15 protein-coding genes are annotated in these 16,299 nt (G+C 64.0%); 10 read left to right on the forward strand and 5 right to left on the reverse strand.

Annotation, left to right across the window (positions count from 1 at the left end):
• Positions 1-227: 227 nt before the first annotated feature.
• Positions 228-1,451, reverse strand: coding sequence for an NADP-dependent isocitrate dehydrogenase (locus tag C7435_RS15015; RefSeq protein WP_041636819.1), 1,224 nt, complete (start codon positions 1,449-1,451; stop codon positions 228-230).
• A gap of 208 nt (positions 1,452-1,659) precedes the next feature.
• Between C7435_RS15015 and C7435_RS15020 the strand changes: the two genes are divergently transcribed.
• Together C7435_RS15020 and C7435_RS15025 are read left to right on the forward strand one after the other, a co-directional pair.
• Entirely contained in the window at positions 1,660-3,114 is a 1,455-nt protein-coding gene (locus C7435_RS15020) for a hypothetical protein (protein WP_121212311.1), read from the forward strand.
• Between the two features lie 8 nt (positions 3,115-3,122).
• Entirely contained in the window at positions 3,123-3,863 is a 741-nt protein-coding gene (locus C7435_RS15025; RefSeq protein WP_121212312.1) for an RNA methyltransferase, read from the forward strand.
• Positions 3,864-3,902: 39 nt separating this feature from the next.
• Here the strand turns inward: C7435_RS15025 and C7435_RS17205 are convergent, their stop codons facing one another.
• Positions 3,903-5,006 carry a serine hydrolase domain-containing protein gene (locus tag C7435_RS17205; RefSeq protein WP_170150495.1) on the reverse strand — a complete coding sequence of 368 codons (1,104 nt, stop codon included), beginning with the start codon at positions 5,004-5,006 and terminating at the stop codon, positions 3,903-3,905.
• Positions 5,007-5,073: 67 nt separating this feature from the next.
• Positions 5,074-5,241 carry a hypothetical protein gene (locus tag C7435_RS17210; RefSeq protein ID WP_170150496.1) on the reverse strand — a complete coding sequence of 56 codons (168 nt, stop codon included), beginning with the start codon at positions 5,239-5,241 and terminating at the stop codon, positions 5,074-5,076.
• 891 nt (positions 5,242-6,132) lie between these two features.
• Between C7435_RS17210 and gyrA the strand changes: the two genes are divergently transcribed.
• The 5 genes from gyrA (at position 6,133) to C7435_RS15055 (ending at position 11,514) form a co-directional block, all read left to right on the forward strand.
• Positions 6,133-8,916, forward strand: a complete 2,784-nt coding sequence (gene gyrA / locus C7435_RS15035; protein ID WP_407658370.1) for a DNA gyrase subunit A — start codon at positions 6,133-6,135, stop codon at positions 8,914-8,916.
• A gap of 82 nt (positions 8,917-8,998) precedes the next feature.
• A complete protein-coding gene (gene coaD / locus C7435_RS15040; protein ID WP_075190943.1) occupies positions 8,999-9,487 on the forward strand; it encodes a pantetheine-phosphate adenylyltransferase in 489 nt (162 codons plus the stop codon).
• Positions 9,488-9,489: 2 nt separating this feature from the next.
• Positions 9,490-10,443, forward strand: a complete 954-nt coding sequence (locus C7435_RS15045; protein ID WP_083635187.1) for a peptidylprolyl isomerase — start codon at positions 9,490-9,492, stop codon at positions 10,441-10,443.
• An 8-nt stretch (positions 10,444-10,451) separates the two neighbouring features.
• The gene (locus C7435_RS15050) at positions 10,452-10,904 is read left to right on the forward strand and encodes a peptidylprolyl isomerase (protein WP_075190942.1); all 453 of its coding nucleotides are present in this window, start codon (positions 10,452-10,454) and stop codon (positions 10,902-10,904) included.
• Between the two features lie 4 nt (positions 10,905-10,908).
• Positions 10,909-11,514 carry a carboxymuconolactone decarboxylase family protein gene (locus C7435_RS15055; RefSeq protein ID WP_121212314.1) on the forward strand — a complete coding sequence of 202 codons (606 nt, stop codon included), beginning with the start codon at positions 10,909-10,911 and terminating at the stop codon, positions 11,512-11,514.
• On the opposite strand, the gene C7435_RS15060 is transcribed toward C7435_RS15055, so the two are convergent.
• Positions 11,505-12,503, reverse strand: coding sequence for an endonuclease/exonuclease/phosphatase family protein (locus tag C7435_RS15060; RefSeq protein ID WP_075190940.1), 999 nt, complete (start codon positions 12,501-12,503; stop codon positions 11,505-11,507). The genes C7435_RS15055 and C7435_RS15060 overlap by 10 nt on opposite strands.
• An 83-nt stretch (positions 12,504-12,586) precedes the next feature.
• Between C7435_RS15060 and queA the strand changes: the two genes are divergently transcribed.
• The 3 genes from queA to C7435_RS15075 are packed head-to-tail and all read left to right on the forward strand — an operon-like array spanning position 12,587 to position 15,314.
• Positions 12,587-13,648 (forward strand): tRNA preQ1(34) S-adenosylmethionine ribosyltransferase-isomerase QueA, encoded by a 1,062-nt coding sequence (gene queA / locus C7435_RS15065; RefSeq protein ID WP_121212316.1) that lies wholly within the window; start codon positions 12,587-12,589, stop codon positions 13,646-13,648.
• Positions 13,645-14,787: a tRNA guanosine(34) transglycosylase Tgt gene (gene tgt / locus C7435_RS15070; RefSeq protein ID WP_121212317.1), complete on the forward strand. Its 1,143-nt coding sequence runs from the start codon at positions 13,645-13,647 to the stop codon at positions 14,785-14,787. The genes queA and tgt overlap by 4 nt, the downstream gene beginning before the upstream one ends.
• The gene (locus tag C7435_RS15075) at positions 14,784-15,314 is read left to right on the forward strand and encodes a GNAT family N-acetyltransferase (RefSeq protein ID WP_121212318.1); all 531 of its coding nucleotides are present in this window, start codon (positions 14,784-14,786) and stop codon (positions 15,312-15,314) included. Before tgt ends, C7435_RS15075 begins: the two co-directional genes overlap by 4 nt.
• 369 nt (positions 15,315-15,683) lie before the next feature.
• Here the strand turns inward: C7435_RS15075 and C7435_RS15080 are convergent, their stop codons facing one another.
• Complete coding sequence (locus tag C7435_RS15080; protein ID WP_121212319.1) at positions 15,684-16,280, reverse strand: PRC-barrel domain-containing protein; 597 nt, start codon at positions 16,278-16,280, stop codon at positions 15,684-15,686.
• Positions 16,281-16,299: the final 19 nt, after the last annotated feature.

Below are 16,299 nucleotides of genomic sequence, written 5' to 3' on the forward strand. Positions count from 1 at the left end.
CCGTATCCGGTTCTTGAGGTCAAGGGCGCCGCAGGCGCCGCTTCGCGGGCATGCCCCTTGAGCTCAAGAACCGGATACGGCTTTCTCCCGGCAAGGGGTTTATGGCGGGGTGCGCGCCGGACGCTATCCCCAAGCGCGAATTCGTCGGGCGACAATTCGACCCCCACACACAAGAAAAAGGGCGGCCCCGTCGGAGCCGCCCCTTCATATTGTTATGATTTCGGCCCTTAGCCGCGAGCCGCCATGGCGGCCTTGAAGCGCTCATCGACCTTGTCGAGGAAGCCTTCGGTCGACAGCCAGCCCTGGCTTTCGCCGACCAGCAGGGCCAGATCCTTGGTCATGAAGCCGGCCTCGACCGTCTTGATGATCGTGTCTTCCAGCAGGGCTGCGAAGTCCATGACGTCCTGGTTTCCATCCATGCGGCCGCGATGGGAGAGACCCTGCGTCCAGGCGAAGATGGAGGCGATCGAGTTGGTCGAGGTCTGCTCGCCGCGCTGATGCTGGCGATAGTGGCGGGTCACCGTGCCGTGGGCGGCTTCGGCTTCGACCGTCGAGCCGTCGGGGCTCATCAGCACCGAGGTCATCAGGCCGAGCGAGCCGAAGCCCTGGGCGACGGTGTCGGACTGGACGTCGCCGTCATAATTCTTGCAGGCCCAGACGAAACCACCGGACCATTTCATTGCGGCGGCGACCATGTCGTCGATCAGGCGATGCTCATAGGAGATGCCCTTCTCGGCGAAGGCGTCCTTGAACTCGGCCTGGTAGATCTCCTCGAACAGATCCTTGAAGCGGCCGTCATAGGCTTTCAGGATGGTGTTCTTGGTCGACAGATAGACCGGCCAGCCGCGCTGCAGGCCGTAATTGAGCGAGGCGCGGGCAAAATCGCGGATCGAGTCGTCGAGATTATACATGCCCATGGCAACGCCCGGGGACGGGAAGTCGAAGACTTCGCGGGTGACCGGATCGGAACCGTCGGACGGCTCGAAGGTCATGGTCAGCTTGCCCGGACGGTCGACCAGGAAATCGGTGGCGCGATACTGGTCACCAAAGGCGTGACGGCCGATCACCATGGGCTGCTGCCAACCCGGCACCAGGCGCGGCACGTTGGAGATGACGATCGGCTCACGGAAGACGACGCCGCCGAGGATGTTGCGGATGGTGCCGTTCGGCGAGCGCCACATCTTCTTGAGGCCGAATTCCTCGACGCGGGCTTCGTCCGGCGTGATCGTGGCGCATTTCACGCCGACGCCGTAATGCTTGATCGCCTCGGCGGCGTCGACGGTGATCTGGTCATCCGTCTCGTCACGCTTGGTGACCGAGAGGTCGTAATACTTCAGATCAATGTCGAGATAGGGCAGGATCAGCTTGTCCTTGATCAGCTGCCAGATGATGCGGGTCATCTCATCGCCGTCGAGTTCGACGACCGGGGTATCGACTTTGATCTTCGCCATGGGTGCTCTCATTTCTTTTCGGACGGGTGATCCCGGTGCCTCGAAGACACCGGTGACAGATTTTCCCGCTCTCTAGCACCGGTCTTTGACGCAAGGAAGGGCTGGCCTGAAAAAGCGGCCCGCCTGTCTGCACCGTCACTTTCCTCCGCCAGGACCGCCGTGTTTAGTGTTGGTGGTACTACGATAACAGGCAGGGGATGATGTGATCATGACACGATTGGTCCGGATCGCGCTTATTGTGGTCGCGGCCGCCGCGTGCAGTCCGGCCGGTCCGCGCGGGGCAGCGGCCAACGACGCCGGGCCCGGTTCCAACGGGATGATGGACGGCGCCGGCTATACAGTCACCGTCCGGGATCTCGGCGATGGGCGTTTTGGCGTCGATTATCTGCTTGCGGACGCACAATCCGCCCTGATCTTTTCACGGTCGTCCGGCGACTATCGCGTCGGCGCATGGTCGCCGGTCGGCAGCGGCGTGCAGCTGGAGCGGCTGCACGGGTTTGATGCCCTTCTTTTCGATGCGCCACGGACCGAATTTTCCCTGATCGTTGAGCCTCGCTTCGTTAGTCCGCAGGGCGATTACAGTCCCTATGTCGGCTTCTCTGATGGCAGTCTGGCAATCTATACTGGCCAGTTCGAGGTGCTGGCGGTTGCCGACACCGGATCGATTGCGGCGCTCGACGGCAATCTTGGCGCCTGGCAGGGCGAGCAATACACGATGGGCGTCCGCATCCTGTCGGATCGGCGCATGGTGTTTGACGGCGAGATCGTTGACGGTTCGGTTGAGCATACGGCCCGTGGCAATGGCGCTTTTGTCTATCTCGGCGATGGCGAGATCACTGCGCGCCGCAGCTATGTCGGCGTGCTGGATCGTGGACTGCCGACCTGGGTGCTCGAGGCGATGGACGACGACATGGAGTCGATTTTCGAAACCTACGAGACCCGCTGGCAGCATCCGCTTGAAGAGCGGGCCGTGCTTTATTTTGCCTATGGCGGGGACGAGCAGGGCGGGTACTCCAACAAGGGCAGTGTGATTGACCGCTCGATCCTGATGTCGAGTTCCGGGCAGGCCATGTCCGAGCCTTCGCCGGACTTGCGAACCTATCTGCGCTGGTTTTTCGCCCATGAAGTCGCGCACCAGTTCCAGAACCTGCGTGGCCAGGGAAGTGGGACTATCGGTGAGAGCTGGATTCATGAGGGCGGTGCCAACACGATGGCCACAGGGCTTGTCGCACAGATGCTTGGCGAGGCGGGGCCGGACTATCTGTCGGCGACCTATGCTCGCGAGTATGCGCAATGCCTGCCGGTCTTGGCTGCCGGCCCGCTCGAGACCGCGCATCTTCGCGACCAGAGCGGCGGCTTCTATGCTTGCGGTGCGCTGATTGGCCTGGTCATCGATGCGGCAACGCCAGACGGTGATATCTACACGGTGTGGCTTGCGATGCAGGCGCTGTCCGAACAGCGGGACGAACAGCGGTCCCGGGCGCTCTTCTTCGAAGCCGCAGGCCAGGCCGGCGTGGATGCGGACCTGATCGCCCATCTCGACCGGTTGATTGATGGCGGGGCTGATGATCCCGCCGCCCAACTGCGGCGCGCGATGGACATGGCGGGGCTGGCAGCCGAATTCGATGATAACAACCAGCTCATCACCCTGCAGCAGCCTTGAAGTCCGACATGCCCTATACCCCCGCATTCATCCTCCACACGCCGCAACTCGGTGAGAATATTGGCGCGGCGGCCCGTGTGATGGGGAATTTCGGCCTGCCCGAGCTGGTGATTGTCGATCCGCGCGATGGCTGGCCCAATGACAAGGCGGTGACCATGTCGGCCGGCTCGCCGGTGCTCGGCAATGCCCGCGTGGAATATCGTCTCGGTGATGCGATCCATGATCGCACCCGGCTCTACGCCACCACGGCGCGGCCGCGCGGCATGGAAAAGCCGGTGATGACGGCGCGCGAAGCAGTCAGTGACATGAAGGCGGCCATCGAAGCGGGTGAGACGGTCGGCGTGATGTTCGGCGGTGAGAAGTCCGGCTTGCCCAATGAGGCGGTCAATCTGGCCGATGTCATCATCACCCTGCCGGTGGACCGCTCCTTCTCCTCACTCAACCTGGCCCAAGCTGTTGCCGTGATCGCCTATGAATGGACCGCCGGCGAGGGCGCGCCGGCCGAGTTTGAACCGGTCTCCGATGTCGCCACGCGGCAAGACCTGGAGCGCATGTTCGAGCATTTCGAATATGAGCTCGACCGTGCCGGCTTCTTCCACCCGCCGTCAAAGACGCCGTTGATGGTCCAGAACCTGCGCAATGCCTTCATCCGCGGTCGCTGGACCGAGCAAGAGGTGCGCACCTTTCGCGGCGCGGTGAAGGCGCTGGCACTCGGTCGCGGCAAGGCGCGGGTGGTGCGGGAGGACTGACGGGCAGGGACATGTCCCTGTTTTGTGTGCTCGGCCCCTCTATTGCGATACGGCCTGCCAGAGCCCGTAATTGAAGTCGGGCGCCTCGAACGGCTTGGCGTTGGCCTGGCTTGCGACGGTGAGGCCGGTGGCGCTGTCATGCAGGACGGCCGAGCGGTAGCCGCCGAAATCGCCGCCATGGGAGATCCGGTACGTCCCCTCGCCGGTGACACGCACATAGAGGCCGAGCCCGTAGCCGGCGGCCCCGCCAGGCTCGAAGGCATTGTAGTCCGCGCGCATGGTCCGACCCTCGGCCTCGAACATCCCGCCCGCGCCGAGCGCGCGGTAGAGCGCGACAAGGTCCTGCGGCGTGGTCACCCAGCCGCCGGCGGTCCATTCATGGTCGAGATTGCGGCGCAGGCGACCGCTGCGGGCGGTCGGCGAGAGGCCGAACCAGCCGCGCTGATGTCCGTTGGCGAGGCGTGCAAAGTCGCGGCCCTGCAAGGGCTCGGTCTGCGACAGGCCGAGCGGGGCAATGACACGGCTTTGTGCCAGATCGTAGAACGCCTCCCCGGTCGCCGCCTCGATGACGAGGCCGACCAGGATATAATCGGTGTCGGAATAGGAAAAATGCTGGCCGAGCGGGCCTTCGGCGTCGTCGCCGGCAATAAAGCCGACCGTCTCGTCCGGCGTGAAGCCGCGTTGGCCGCGTGTCAGGCCGGCTAGGAAAAAGTCGAGATCTTCCAGATAGTCCGGCACACCGGCCGAGTGATTGAGCAGGTGGCGCAGCGTCATCCCGTCATGATTGGCCAGTGCCGGCCACCAGTCCCGCCCGGACAGCCAGGGCTCCACCGGGGCATCGAGATTGAGCACGCCTTCATCGGCCAGCTGGACCGCGACCAGGGCTGTGATCGTCTTGCCGACACTGCCGGACAGGAAGCGGGTTTCCGGCTCGACCGGTGCGTTGTTGCGCTGATCCGTCAGTCCGGCCTGGTGATCGATGCGCGTGCCATCGGCAAGCAACAGGCTGGCGGAAAGGCCGGGGGTGAGACCGTCGGCAATCGCGGCATCAGTCCGCGCGCGCATGATCGTCTCGGTATCGGACTGCGCCAAGGCGCCGGTGGAAATGAGCAAGGCCACAAGGCCGGTAAGAATCTGTTGCATGGCGCTCCCGTAAAATAGCCGGCCAGGTAAGGCAAGTCTCTGCCTGGCGCGCGGTTGCGCAGGCCCGTCAGGCGGCCGTCGGCCGGGTAAGGTCGAGCGGCGCGGCGCGGAAGGCGAAGCGGTCGCGATGTTCGCCGGCGAGACGTCCGGCCTGCCCGATGGGGCGGTCAACATGGCCGATATCATCATCACCCAGCCGCGCGTCGGTCGAGGGCGCCGAAACCCTGCCAAGCACGGCCCCGACCTCACCGTCGGCGCGCTTGTCACGGCGCTTCTCGCCAGCGCCTTCTGGCGGGGAACGCTGGAGCCAACCGAGGTCCGCTCACATCGCCGGTGGAGGTGGAGTAGGGCCGAGCGCCTTTAGCAGGTGTCCGCGGCAGCGCATGCTTTCCCGCCCCCCCTTTGAAGACGGCCAGGGCCCGGGGACATCTCGATGAATCCGGAACAAGCCGATACGGCGTGCTGGCTGACAAGCGATCTATGGACGCCTCTGCGCGACGGCGTTGGGGTATGGGGGAGAGAGATATCACCTGTCCCCCACCCGCTTGTCATCCCGGCCGAATGGCCTGCGAAAGCAGGCCGCAGAGCCGGGACTTCTTATCGCGAAAGCTGGCCGTACCGGGCGTAGGGGGCCCGGATCTGCGCCCTGATCAAGTCAGGGCTCCGCCGGGATGACAAAGGTATTTGAAATCCCGAAGCCACCGTCATCCCGATCACAATCGGGACCCAGCCTGCGACGCGACGCCATTGCAGGGTTCGGCGAAATCGATCCTGCGAGACTGGGTCCTGACTTTCGTCAGGATGACGCTGTGGGGCGGGGGTGTGCGTTGGATGAAGTGCCGGAGGTGTGTTTACCCACCAACCGCCCCCCGCATTTGCTCTCCCCCCTCGCGATTGTTAAGACTCTGCGACAGGAAAGCCGCCTGATTCACACCAATGATTCGCGCCCGCGCGCGAGGGTGTGGGATCGGCGGCGATTTTCGTGAGGGTGCGGTCGGGGCAATCGTGACCGCCATCGCGACACAATGAAAAGAGGGCCGCCTTGAGCGATCACGACGACACGCCGAACACCCCGGAAGACGGACCCGAAAACGGACCCGAAAACTCTGGCGGTCAGCCGCCAGCCCTGCCGGACGGGATTGGCAATATCGCCATCGAGGACGAGATGAAGTCGTCCTATCTCGATTATGCGATGAGCGTGATCGTGTCGCGGGCCATTCCCGATGCGCGGGACGGGTTGAAGCCGGTCCACCGCCGCATCCTCTATACGATGCACGAGAACGGGCAGACGCACGAGAAAGCCTATCGCAAATGCGCCACCGCGGTCGGTGACGTGATGGGGCGTTATCACCCGCATGGCGACCAGGCGGTCTATGACTCGCTGGTGCGCCTGGCCCAGGACTGGTCGATGCGCGTGCCGCTGATCGACGGGCAGGGCAATTTCGGCTCGGTCGATGGCGATCCGCCCGCCGCCTATCGTTATACCGAAGCGCGGATGCAGAAAGTGGCGCAGTCGCTGCTGGCCGATATCGACAAGAATACGGTCAATTTCATCGACAATTATTCCGCCGAGCGCCAGGAGCCGGTGGTGCTGCCGGCCCGCTTCCCGAACCTGTTGGTCAATGGCGCCGGCGGTATTGCCGTCGGCATGGCGACCAATATCCCGCCGCACAATCTCGGCGAGGTGATCGATGGCACGCTGGCCCTGCTGGAAAACCCTTCGCTGACCGAAGCCGAACTGCTGGATTATATCCCCGGGCCTGACTTCCCGACGGGTGGCCTGATCCTTGGTCGGACCGGCGCCCGCAATGCGGTGCTGACCGGGCGCGGCTCGGTGGTGATGCGCTCGCGCACCTCGATCGAGGAAGTGCGCAAGGACCGGATGGCGATCATCGTCCACGAAATCCCCTACCAGGTGAACAAGGCCTCGATGATCGAGAAGATCGCCGACCTGGTGCGCGAGAAGAAGATCGAGGGCATTGCCGATCTGCGCGATGAAAGTGACCGCAATGGCATGCGCGTGGTGATCGAGCTGAAGCGCGACGCCAATGCCGATGTCATCCTCAACCAGCTGTTCCGCTGGTCGCCGATGCAGACGAGCTTCGGCGCCAACATGCTGTCGCTCGTCGGTGGTCGTCCGCAATTGCTGGGCGCGCTGGACATCCTCAAGGAATTCCTGCGCTTCCGCGAGGAAGTCGTGGCCCGCCGCGCCAAGTTCGAGCTCAACAAGGCGCGCGACCGGGCGCATGTCATCGTCGGCCTGGCCCTGGCTGTGGCCAATATCGACGAGGTCATAGCCCTGATCCGCCGCGCCCCCAATCCGGCGACGGCGCGCGAGCAATTGATGGCGCGCGACTGGCCGGCCATGGATGTGGCGCCGCTGGTCGAACTGGTCGCCGATCCGCGCTCCATGCTGCGCGACGACAAGACGCTGCGTCTCACCGAGGAGCAGGCGAGGGCGATCCTGGAGCTGCGCCTCAACCGCCTGACCGGTCTGGGCCGCGAGGAGCTGGGCAATGAAGCGGCAACGCTGGCCGAGCAGATCGCCGACCTCCTGGACCTGCTGCGCTCACGCCAGCGCGTGCTCGACATCATTCGCGACGAGCTGAGCGAGGTTCGCGACAACTACGCCACGCCGCGCCGCTCCGAATTCGTCGATGCCGAGCTCGACTTCGAGGACGAGGATCTTATTCCGCGCGACGAGATGGTCGTCACCGTCACCCATGGCGGTTATGCCAAGCGCACGGCGCTGTCCGACTACCGAGCCCAGCGCCGCGGCGGCAAGGGTCGCTCGGGCATGGCGACTAAGGATGAGGATTTCATCGCCACGCTCTTCGTCGCCTCGACCCACGCGCCGCTGTTGTTCTTCTCCAATCGCGGCATGGTCTACAAGACCAAGACCTGGCGTCTGCCGCTGGGCGCGCCGAACACGCGCGGCAAGGCGCTGATCAATCTGTTGCCGCTGGAACAGGGCGAGACGATCACCTCGATCATGGCTTTGCCGGAAGACGAGAGCACTTGGGCCGACATGAATGTCATGTTCGCCACCAATAAGGGCACCGTCCGCCGCAACAAGCTGTCCGACTTCGTCCAGGTCAATCGCAATGGCAAGATCGCGATGAAGCTGGAGGAGGATGATGACCGCATCGTCAATGTGGTGCTGTGCACCGAGCAGGACGATGTCTTCCTGACCACCCACAAGGGCCGCGCCATCCGCTTCCCGGCCACCGATGTCCGCGTCTTTGCCGGCCGTAATTCGGTCGGGGTGCGCGGCATCCGCCTGGCCGAGGGCGACGAGCTGATCTCGATGGCTATTTTGCGCCATATCGACGTGACTTCACCGGAAGCCCGCGAATACCTCAAGCACGCTACGGCAATGCGTCGGGCTCTCGGCGAAGAGGAAGTCGACGACACGCCGGTGGAGATCGACGGGGACGATGAGGGCGATGGGCTTGAGGGCCTGTCGACCGAGCGTCTCGCCGAGCTGGGCGCCGCCGAGGAATTCCTCCTCACGGTTGCGTCGGACGGCATGGGCAAACGTTCATCGGCCTATGATTTCCGGGTCATGGGGCGTGGCAATAACGGCGTCGCCGCCACCGATATCAAACGCGACGTGCCCTTGTCGGCCAGTTTCCCGGTCGATGATGCCGACCAGATCATGGCCGTCACCGATGGCGGCCAATTGATCCGATTCCCGGTCGACACGGTCCGGATCGCCAGCCGCTCGTCGCGCGGTGTCCGCCTTATCCGCTTGAATGAAGGCGAGAATGTCGTCGCCGTCGTGCGCATCCAGGATGCCGGTGATGAGGGCGATGCGGTGGAGGAGGTCGATGTCGAAGGCGGCCCGATCCAGCCGGACACCGACGGATCATCCCCGTCCTCCGATGCTGATCCGGGACCGACCGAATAGCGCAGTTGCGGGCCGGAGTGATTGATATCGCTCCGGTCTTCTGCCAGACAGGGCCGGGCGCCAAGCCTGGGAGAGATTGGCCATGACCCGTACCGCGCTCTATCCGGGCACGTTTGATCCGCTGACCAATGGTCATATCGACATCATTGGCCGGGCTGTAAAACTGGTCGACCATCTGGTGATCGGCGTCGCCGTGAATGAGGGCAAGAAGCCGCTCTTCAACCTCGATGAGCGCGTCGAGATGGTCCAGGCCGAAATCGCCAAATTTGCTGATGGTGCCCAGATCGAAGTGCGGCCGTTCGACGGCCTCCTGATGCATTTCGCCGAGGAGATCGGCGCCCAATCGATTGTGCGCGGGCTTCGGGCCGTGTCCGATTTCGAGTATGAATTCCAGATGGTGGCCATGAACCAGCAGCTCAATGATGATATTGAGACCCTGTTCCTGATGGCCGATCCACGCCACCAGGCGATTGCGTCGCGCCTGGTCAAGGAAATTGCCCGATTGGGCGGAGATGTCTCCGCCTTTGTGACGCCGAGTATCGAACGCCGATTGAAGGAGCGTCTTGCGTGATCATGCGTTTCACCCTTTCCGCCACACTGGCCCTGGCCCTCAGTGCCGCCGCCTGTGCCCGCGAAGCCGAGACTAGCGCCAGCGATGCAGAGGTCGCCCGCCATCAGCCTGCACCGACAGTGTCAGCCCAGGCCGAACCGACGGCGCCGCAATGGCAATTGCCGGACGATGCCTGGCGAACGGCGGACCAGGAAGATCTGCTCTATATCGACACCGATCACGGCATGGTCATTGTCGAAATGGCACCGGAATTCGCGCCCAACCACGTCGCCCGCATGCGCACGCTGGCGCAGGAACGTTTCTACGATTTCCTGGTCTGGCACCGCGTGATCGACGGCTTCATGGCCCAAGGGGGCGGTTCGCGGTCCAATCCCGGTCATGCGGCCGATGTTCCGGGGCTGGAAGCCGAGTTCACCGTGCGTCGCTCCGGCGAGCCGGTCGTGACCGAATTGCAGGACCGCATCATCAATCCGCGTGCCCTGCCTCAGACCGCCAAGGCCGGTTTCTGGGACGGTTTCCCTGCCGGTACGCAGACTGCGGCACTGGCCGCGATCACCGGTGATGGGCAGGTCCAGTCCTGGTTGCTGCATTGTCGAGGCGCCGCCTCGGCAGCGCGTACGGGTGATCCGAATTCCGCCCGCAGCCAATTCTATCTCACACGCGGTCATTCCGAGCATCTCAACGCGCAATACACCTCGTGGGGGCGCGTTCGCGTCGGTCAGGAAGCGGTTGATGCGATTGCCGTCGGATCCGCCATGGACGATCCCGATTTCCGCCCGGATACGATCCGCTCGATGCGCACGGGCGATGAATTGCCGGCGGAAGATCAGGTCACGATCCAGGTCGCCGACACCGACAGCGCGGCCTTCGCCAGCTATCTGGACACGCTGCGTGACGCGTCTGGAAATCTGCCCGACATTTGCGATATCACCGTGCCGACCCGGATTATGGAATAGGAAGACCCATGGCTGAAGAACATCTCGTATTCACGCTTGAAGGCGGCGACGTCACCATCAAGCTGCGCCCCGACCTGGCGCCCAAGCACGTTGCCCGTATCACTGAGCTGGCGAAAGACGGCTTTTATGACGGTCTGACCTTCCACCGTGTGATTGACGGTTTCGTCGCCCAGGGCGGTTGTCCGAATGGCAATGGCATGGGTGGGTCCGGCCAGCATATCCCGGCAGAATTCTCTGCCGAACCGCATGTTCGCGGCACCATGTCGATGGCCCGGGCGTCGGATCCGGACAGTGCATCCAGCCAGTTTTTCATCTGCCTGGATGACGTGCCTTACCTCAACAACCAGTACACGGTCTGGGGCGAAGTGATCTCCGGCATGGAACATGTCGATGCGCTGCCCAAGGGCGAGCCGCCGGCCAATCCTGGCTCGATCGTCAAGGCGACGGTCGTCGAGGCCTGAGGCCTTGAGCTGGATAAAGACACTTGATCGAAAGGCGGCCACTGGCCGCCTTTCGGCTATCTATGACCGGGTTGCCGGCAAGACTGGTCAGATCGACAATATCCTCGCCGCCCATTCCCTGCGCCCGCACACGCTGGAGGGCCATATGGCCCTCTACAAGGCGGTGCTGCACCATTACGGCAACAGCCTCGACAAGGCCTATCTGGAAGCCATCGGCACCTGGGTTTCTTCGCTGAACAAATGCGCTTATTGCGTCGAGCATCATTTCGCCGGGCTTACGAGCTTGCTGGGTGATGAAGACCGCGCGGCGCAGATCCGCGCCGCCATTCACAGCGGTATTCTGGAGCGCGCCTTTTCAGGGCGCGAGCTGGCCGGCCTGCGTTATGCGGAAATCCTGACGCGCACACCCCATGCGTTGACAGAGCAACATGTCGTGGCCCTGCGGGAGGCCGGGTTCGATGATGGCGAAATCCTGGAGATCAACCAGGTCACCGCTTATTTCGCCTACGCCAACCGAACCGTGCTGGGCCTTGGTGTCAGCCATGACGGCGAGACGCTGGGCTTGTCACCGAAGGTCTCCGACGATCCGGAAAGCTGGTCTCACGATTGATCCGGGCGCGCGGCCGCAAGGAGCCGCATGCGCGCTATCAACGGGCGGTGGTCCGAGCCGGTATCCGGCCCGGCCGTGATCGACATTGTCCGCCAGTCCTCGCCGGCAAAGATATGGTCAATCCCGATCAACATCGGCGCGACGGGCAGATCGCCGGTCAGGCCTTCCGACGGCCAGCTCGGTAGGGCGATGGATCGGCGCTCCAGGCCGAGGTCGCGCTCAATGCGGGCGAGGGCGCGGGATGGGGCCGCCGCATTGAAATCTCCCATCACGATCAGGGTCGATTGATCCATCCGGGTCAGCGCACGCGCGAGATTGCGGCGCTGGCAGTCCTGCGCAGCGCTGGGGAAGGGCCAGGTGAGATGGACGGAGACAATGACGGCGTCGCGTCCGTCCGGCAGCTCGACCCGGGCCCAGACCGCCGGCGGCAACTCCCAGTCACAGGGTACGGCATTCTCGAAGGAGATTTCCGGCGGATGCCGCACGCAGCCACTGTCCAGCATCGGCAGGCGGGTGAGCACGCGGACGGACCGGCAGCGCGCGACATGCGGGAAGGCGGATTCCAGCTGGTCGACGGCCGACTTGGCCTGGCGGGTTGCCTCCTGCAAGGCGAGGATATCTGGCGCCAGGGCTTCGATCACGGCCGGTACGCCTGCCGCATTGGTGCCGAGACCCCACAGATTATGGGTCATGACGGTCAGTTCGGCGCCGCCGCCCGACGCATCGGCGACCGGTTCGAGGTCCAGCCTCCGCAGCCATTCCGGGATGGCTGGCAACAGGATCGCCGCCACGCCCAGCGACAATGTGACGGGCAGCCAGCGATGGCGATTGCGCAGTGAGAACAGCGTCACGGCGATTGTGGATATCGCGACCAGCGGCCATATCTGCCGCCAGGCGTCAAAGCCGCGCCAGACCGGCGCCAGTGTGATAAATGCGGCGAGGCTGAGGACCACGCACAGGGCCAGAACCGCGGAAATCGTGTGACGCAAGGCCGGGATTCTCCATTCGCAACGCAGGCTTTCTACACGCCAAAGATTGCGAAGCCGTGTGTCCGAATATAGACCCCGCAGCCATGCGTGTTTCCGACTTTGATTTCCACCTCCCCGAGGAGCGGATTGCCCTGCGCCCCGCCCGGCCGCGCGATGCCGCACGGATGCTCCATGTCGCCTCCAATGGCGTGTTGGCCGATCGCGGCGTGCGCGACCTGCCGGACTTGCTGCAGCCGGGCGATCTGATGGTGTTCAACGACACCCGGGTGATCCCGGCGGCGCTCAAGGGCGTGCGCCCCGCAAGGGCGGTGGGCGGCGGCGGACCGGTCGAGCTTGAGGTCAATCTGCACAAGCGCATCGACGCCTCGGCCTGGCGGGCCTTCGTGCGGCCGGCCAAGCGTTTGCGCACTGGCGACACGATCACGTTCAGCGAGACGCTCACGGCGAAAGTGACCGGAAAGTCCGAAGGCGGCGATGTCCGTCTGGTCTTCAACGTCACCGGCGCGGCGCTGGATGCGGCCATCGCGGTGGCCGGCGAGATGCCGCTGCCGCCCTATATCGCCCGCAAGCGCGGCGTCGACGAGCAGGACGAGGCTGACTACCAGACCCTGTTCGCGACCCATGAGGGCTCGGTGGCCGCACCGACCGCGGGTCTTCATTTTACACCGGAATTGATGGCCGCGCTCGACGCGCGCGGCGTCGAGCAGACCCGCGTCACCCTGCATGTTGGCGCGGGAACTTTCCTGCCGGTGAAGTCTGACGATACCGATGATCACCAGATGCATTCGGAATGGTGCACGGTGTCAGAGCAAGCCGCGGCCGCCATCAATGCCGCCAAGGCCGAGGGGCGCCGGGTCATCCCGGTTGGCACTACGGCCCTGCGCACGATTGAGAGCCTCGCCTCAGGCCCGGGCGTCATCAAGGCCGGCAGCCGCGACACGGACATTTTCCTTACGCCGGGCTCAAGCTTTGCCATCACCGACATGCTGATGACCAATTTCCACCTGCCCAAATCGACGCTCTTCATGCTGGTCAGCGCCCTGTCGGGCCTCGACGTCATGCAGCGCGCCTACGCCCATGCCATTGCGGCGGAGTATCGCTTTTACTCCTATGGCGATGCCTGCCTGCTGGAGCGCCGCACATGACGACCTTTCCCTATGATATCCACGCCACCGATGGCGCGGCGCGAACCGGTGTTCTGAAGACCAGCCGCGGTGATATCCGCACACCGGCCTTCATGCCGGTCGGCACGGCGGCGACGGTCAAGGCGCTCTACATGGACCAGGTCCGTGAGACCGGGGCCGACATCATCCTGGGCAATACCTATCACCTCATGCTGCGCCCCGGTGCCGAGCGGGTGAAACGCCTTGGAGGGCTGCACAAGTTTTCTACCTGGCAGGGTCCGATGCTGACCGATAGTGGCGGCTTTCAGGTCTGGTCCCTGTCCAAGCTGCGCAAGATGACCGAGGAGGGGGTGAAGTTCCGCTCCCATATCGACGGATCCGAACACAATCTCACGCCGGAGCGCTCGATCGAGATCCAGGCCGACCTCTTGGGTGCTGACATCTCCATGCAGCTGGACGAATGCACGCCCTTTGGCTGTTCGGAAAAAGAAGCCCGCACCAGCATGGAGCTCTCCATCCGCTGGGGGCAGCGCTCCAAGGCGGCCTTCGGCACGCGCGACAGCCAGGCCCTGTTCGGCATTGTCCAGGGTTCGGTGTTTGAAACCCTGCGCCGCGAGAGCGCCGAGCGCCTGATCGAGACCGGCTATGATGGCTATGCCATTGGCGGTCTGGCGGTCGGTGAGGGCTTTGAGAAGATGTGCGATGTGCTCGACTTCACAACGCCGCACCTGCCAAGCGAGCGACCACGCTATCTGATGGGCGTCGGCAAGCCCATTGATCTCGTCGAGGCGGTCGCCCGCGGTGTCGACATGTTCGATTGTGTCCTGCCGACCCGCTCGGGCCGGCATGGCCAGGCCTGGTCGGATCATGGCCCGATCAATATCAAGCGCGCCGAGTTCGCCGAGGATGACAGCCCGCTCAATCCGGAGATCGATTGTCCGGCCAGCCGGGATTATTCAAAGGCCTATCTCCACCATCTCTTCCGGGCCGGGGAATATCTCTCGGCCATGCTGCTCTCCTGGCATAATATCGCCTACTTCCAGCACCTGACGGCGCGCATGCGGACCGCGATTGCGGCGGGTGAATTCGAGAGCTTCCGCAAGGACTTCCGGGCGAAATGGGAAGCGGGACAGGCCGAAGCCGCCGCGCGGGCTTCATGACGTTGGACCTTCGCATCGAGGCGCTGGATGCGGTCGAGATTGATGCGCTGAGGTCCGAATTTTCCGCGTTGCTGACGGACTGTGTCGAGGCCGGCGCGTCCATTGGTTTCATGTCCCCGTTATTGGCCGGGCGGGCAGAGGAATTCTGGCGCGGTGTGGCCGAGGCTGTAGCCCGTGGCGACCGTATACTGTGGACCGTGCGGGACACCAGTACAGGCACGCTTCTCGGCACCGTCCAGCTCATCATCGGCCTGCCGGATAACCAGCCGCATCGCGGCGATGTGGCCAAGCTGATGGTTTCGCCACAGGCCCGTCGCCGCGGCGTGGCCGACGCGCTGATGGCGGCGCTGGAGGCTCATGCGCGCAACACCGGACTGCGGACGCTCGTTCTTGATACGGTGACCGGTTCGCCAGCCGATGCGCTCTATCGCAAGCGTGGCTGGGTCGAGGTCGGGGCGGTGCCGGATTATGCGCTGCTCCCGGACGGCAGCCCCTGTTCGACGACTTTCTTTTACAAGACGCTTTGACCTTACGCCCGGCGCACTGAGTCGGTTGATCCCTGGCAGCGACACGTCAGACCTGCGCGTTCCGACGCGGAATGAACCATTGATCACTTGTCGGCCAGCGGGCCTCAGCCAGGATTTCAGGTCAAGGGCGCCGCAGGCGCCGCTTCGCGGGCAGGCCCCTTGAGCTGAAATCCTGGCTGAGGCGGTCTCTCGGCAAGCGATGAATGGGGCGGAGTGGCGCGCCTGGCGCAACCATCTGCCCGATGGCACTAGGGCATGGCCGGTCCCTAGCCTGACTCCCGCACAAAAAATTGCCCCCGGGTTGGGCGACCCGGGGGCAGATGGGCTTCAGTCGGGGACAGGGGCTGAAGCCCGCTCGGGGAGGAGCAATTACCGGTTGGAACCGGACGGCCCATCGTCGAGCTCTTCCGTATTCTCGTTGTCGCCATAATCGGTGTCCGACAGCGGGAATTCGCTGGCCGCATCCTCGTTGAAGCGCGGCAGGGCTTCATATTCGGCGCGGGTGTAGTCGATCACCGCGATCGGGCGACGGCCCTCCGGCGAGAAGGAGACCTGCGAGGCATCGATCTGGACCTCGTGACCGCCGATATCCAGCCAGCCGCCGGCTTCGACCACGATGGCCTCGACTTCGCCCTCGGTGGTCAGGCGGACCCGTTCGACCTCGCCCAGGCGACCACCATCCTTGGTGTGAACCCGTAGGCCGACCCAGTGGTGGTCGTCCGTATAGGGGGCGCGGTCGAGGTCGGAATTGTCCCAAGCCTCGGCCGCAGCGCGGAAGAGATCATTGTCCTGGATGAAGCTGGACCGCTGCGGTGCGTTGGCATCACCCTCAACCTCGATCACGTCTTCGGATCGGGACTGCGACAGATCCTGCTGCGCCATTGTGGCGGCGCCGATCAGGGCGAGACCACCGCCGGCGGCAGTGGTCACGGCGAAAGCACGGGTCAGAATGGAAAGGCGTGTCATGATGACCTCCTTGGTTGTC

Origin of the sequence: Maricaulis maris (assembly GCF_003634045.1) — a bacterium.
In the GTDB taxonomy this organism is placed as follows: domain Bacteria; phylum Pseudomonadota; class Alphaproteobacteria; order Caulobacterales; family Maricaulaceae; genus Maricaulis; species Maricaulis maris.

Excerpts from the sequence above, each read along its gene's own strand:
- C7435_RS15015 (WP_041636819.1), bottom strand. The coding sequence starts at position 1,451 with ATGGCGAAGATCAAAGTCGATACCCCGGTCGTCGAACTCGACGGCGAT.
- C7435_RS15020 (WP_121212311.1), top strand. The coding sequence starts at position 1,660 with ATGACACGATTGGTCCGGATCGCGCTTATTGTGGTCGCGGCCGCCGCG.
- C7435_RS15025 (WP_121212312.1), top strand. The coding sequence starts at position 3,123 with ATGCCCTATACCCCCGCATTCATCCTCCACACGCCGCAACTCGGTGAG.
- C7435_RS17205 (WP_170150495.1), bottom strand. The coding sequence starts at position 5,006 with ATGCAACAGATTCTTACCGGCCTTGTGGCCTTGCTCATTTCCACCGGC.
- coaD (WP_075190943.1), top strand. The coding sequence starts at position 8,999 with ATGACCCGTACCGCGCTCTATCCGGGCACGTTTGATCCGCTGACCAAT.
- C7435_RS15045 (WP_083635187.1), top strand. The coding sequence starts at position 9,490 with ATGCGTTTCACCCTTTCCGCCACACTGGCCCTGGCCCTCAGTGCCGCC.
- C7435_RS15050 (WP_075190942.1), top strand. The coding sequence starts at position 10,452 with ATGGCTGAAGAACATCTCGTATTCACGCTTGAAGGCGGCGACGTCACC.
- queA (WP_121212316.1), top strand. The coding sequence starts at position 12,587 with ATGCGTGTTTCCGACTTTGATTTCCACCTCCCCGAGGAGCGGATTGCC.
- tgt (WP_121212317.1), top strand. The coding sequence starts at position 13,645 with ATGACGACCTTTCCCTATGATATCCACGCCACCGATGGCGCGGCGCGA.
- C7435_RS15075 (WP_121212318.1), top strand. The coding sequence starts at position 14,784 with ATGACGTTGGACCTTCGCATCGAGGCGCTGGATGCGGTCGAGATTGAT.
- C7435_RS15080 (WP_121212319.1), bottom strand. The coding sequence starts at position 16,280 with ATGACACGCCTTTCCATTCTGACCCGTGCTTTCGCCGTGACCACTGCC.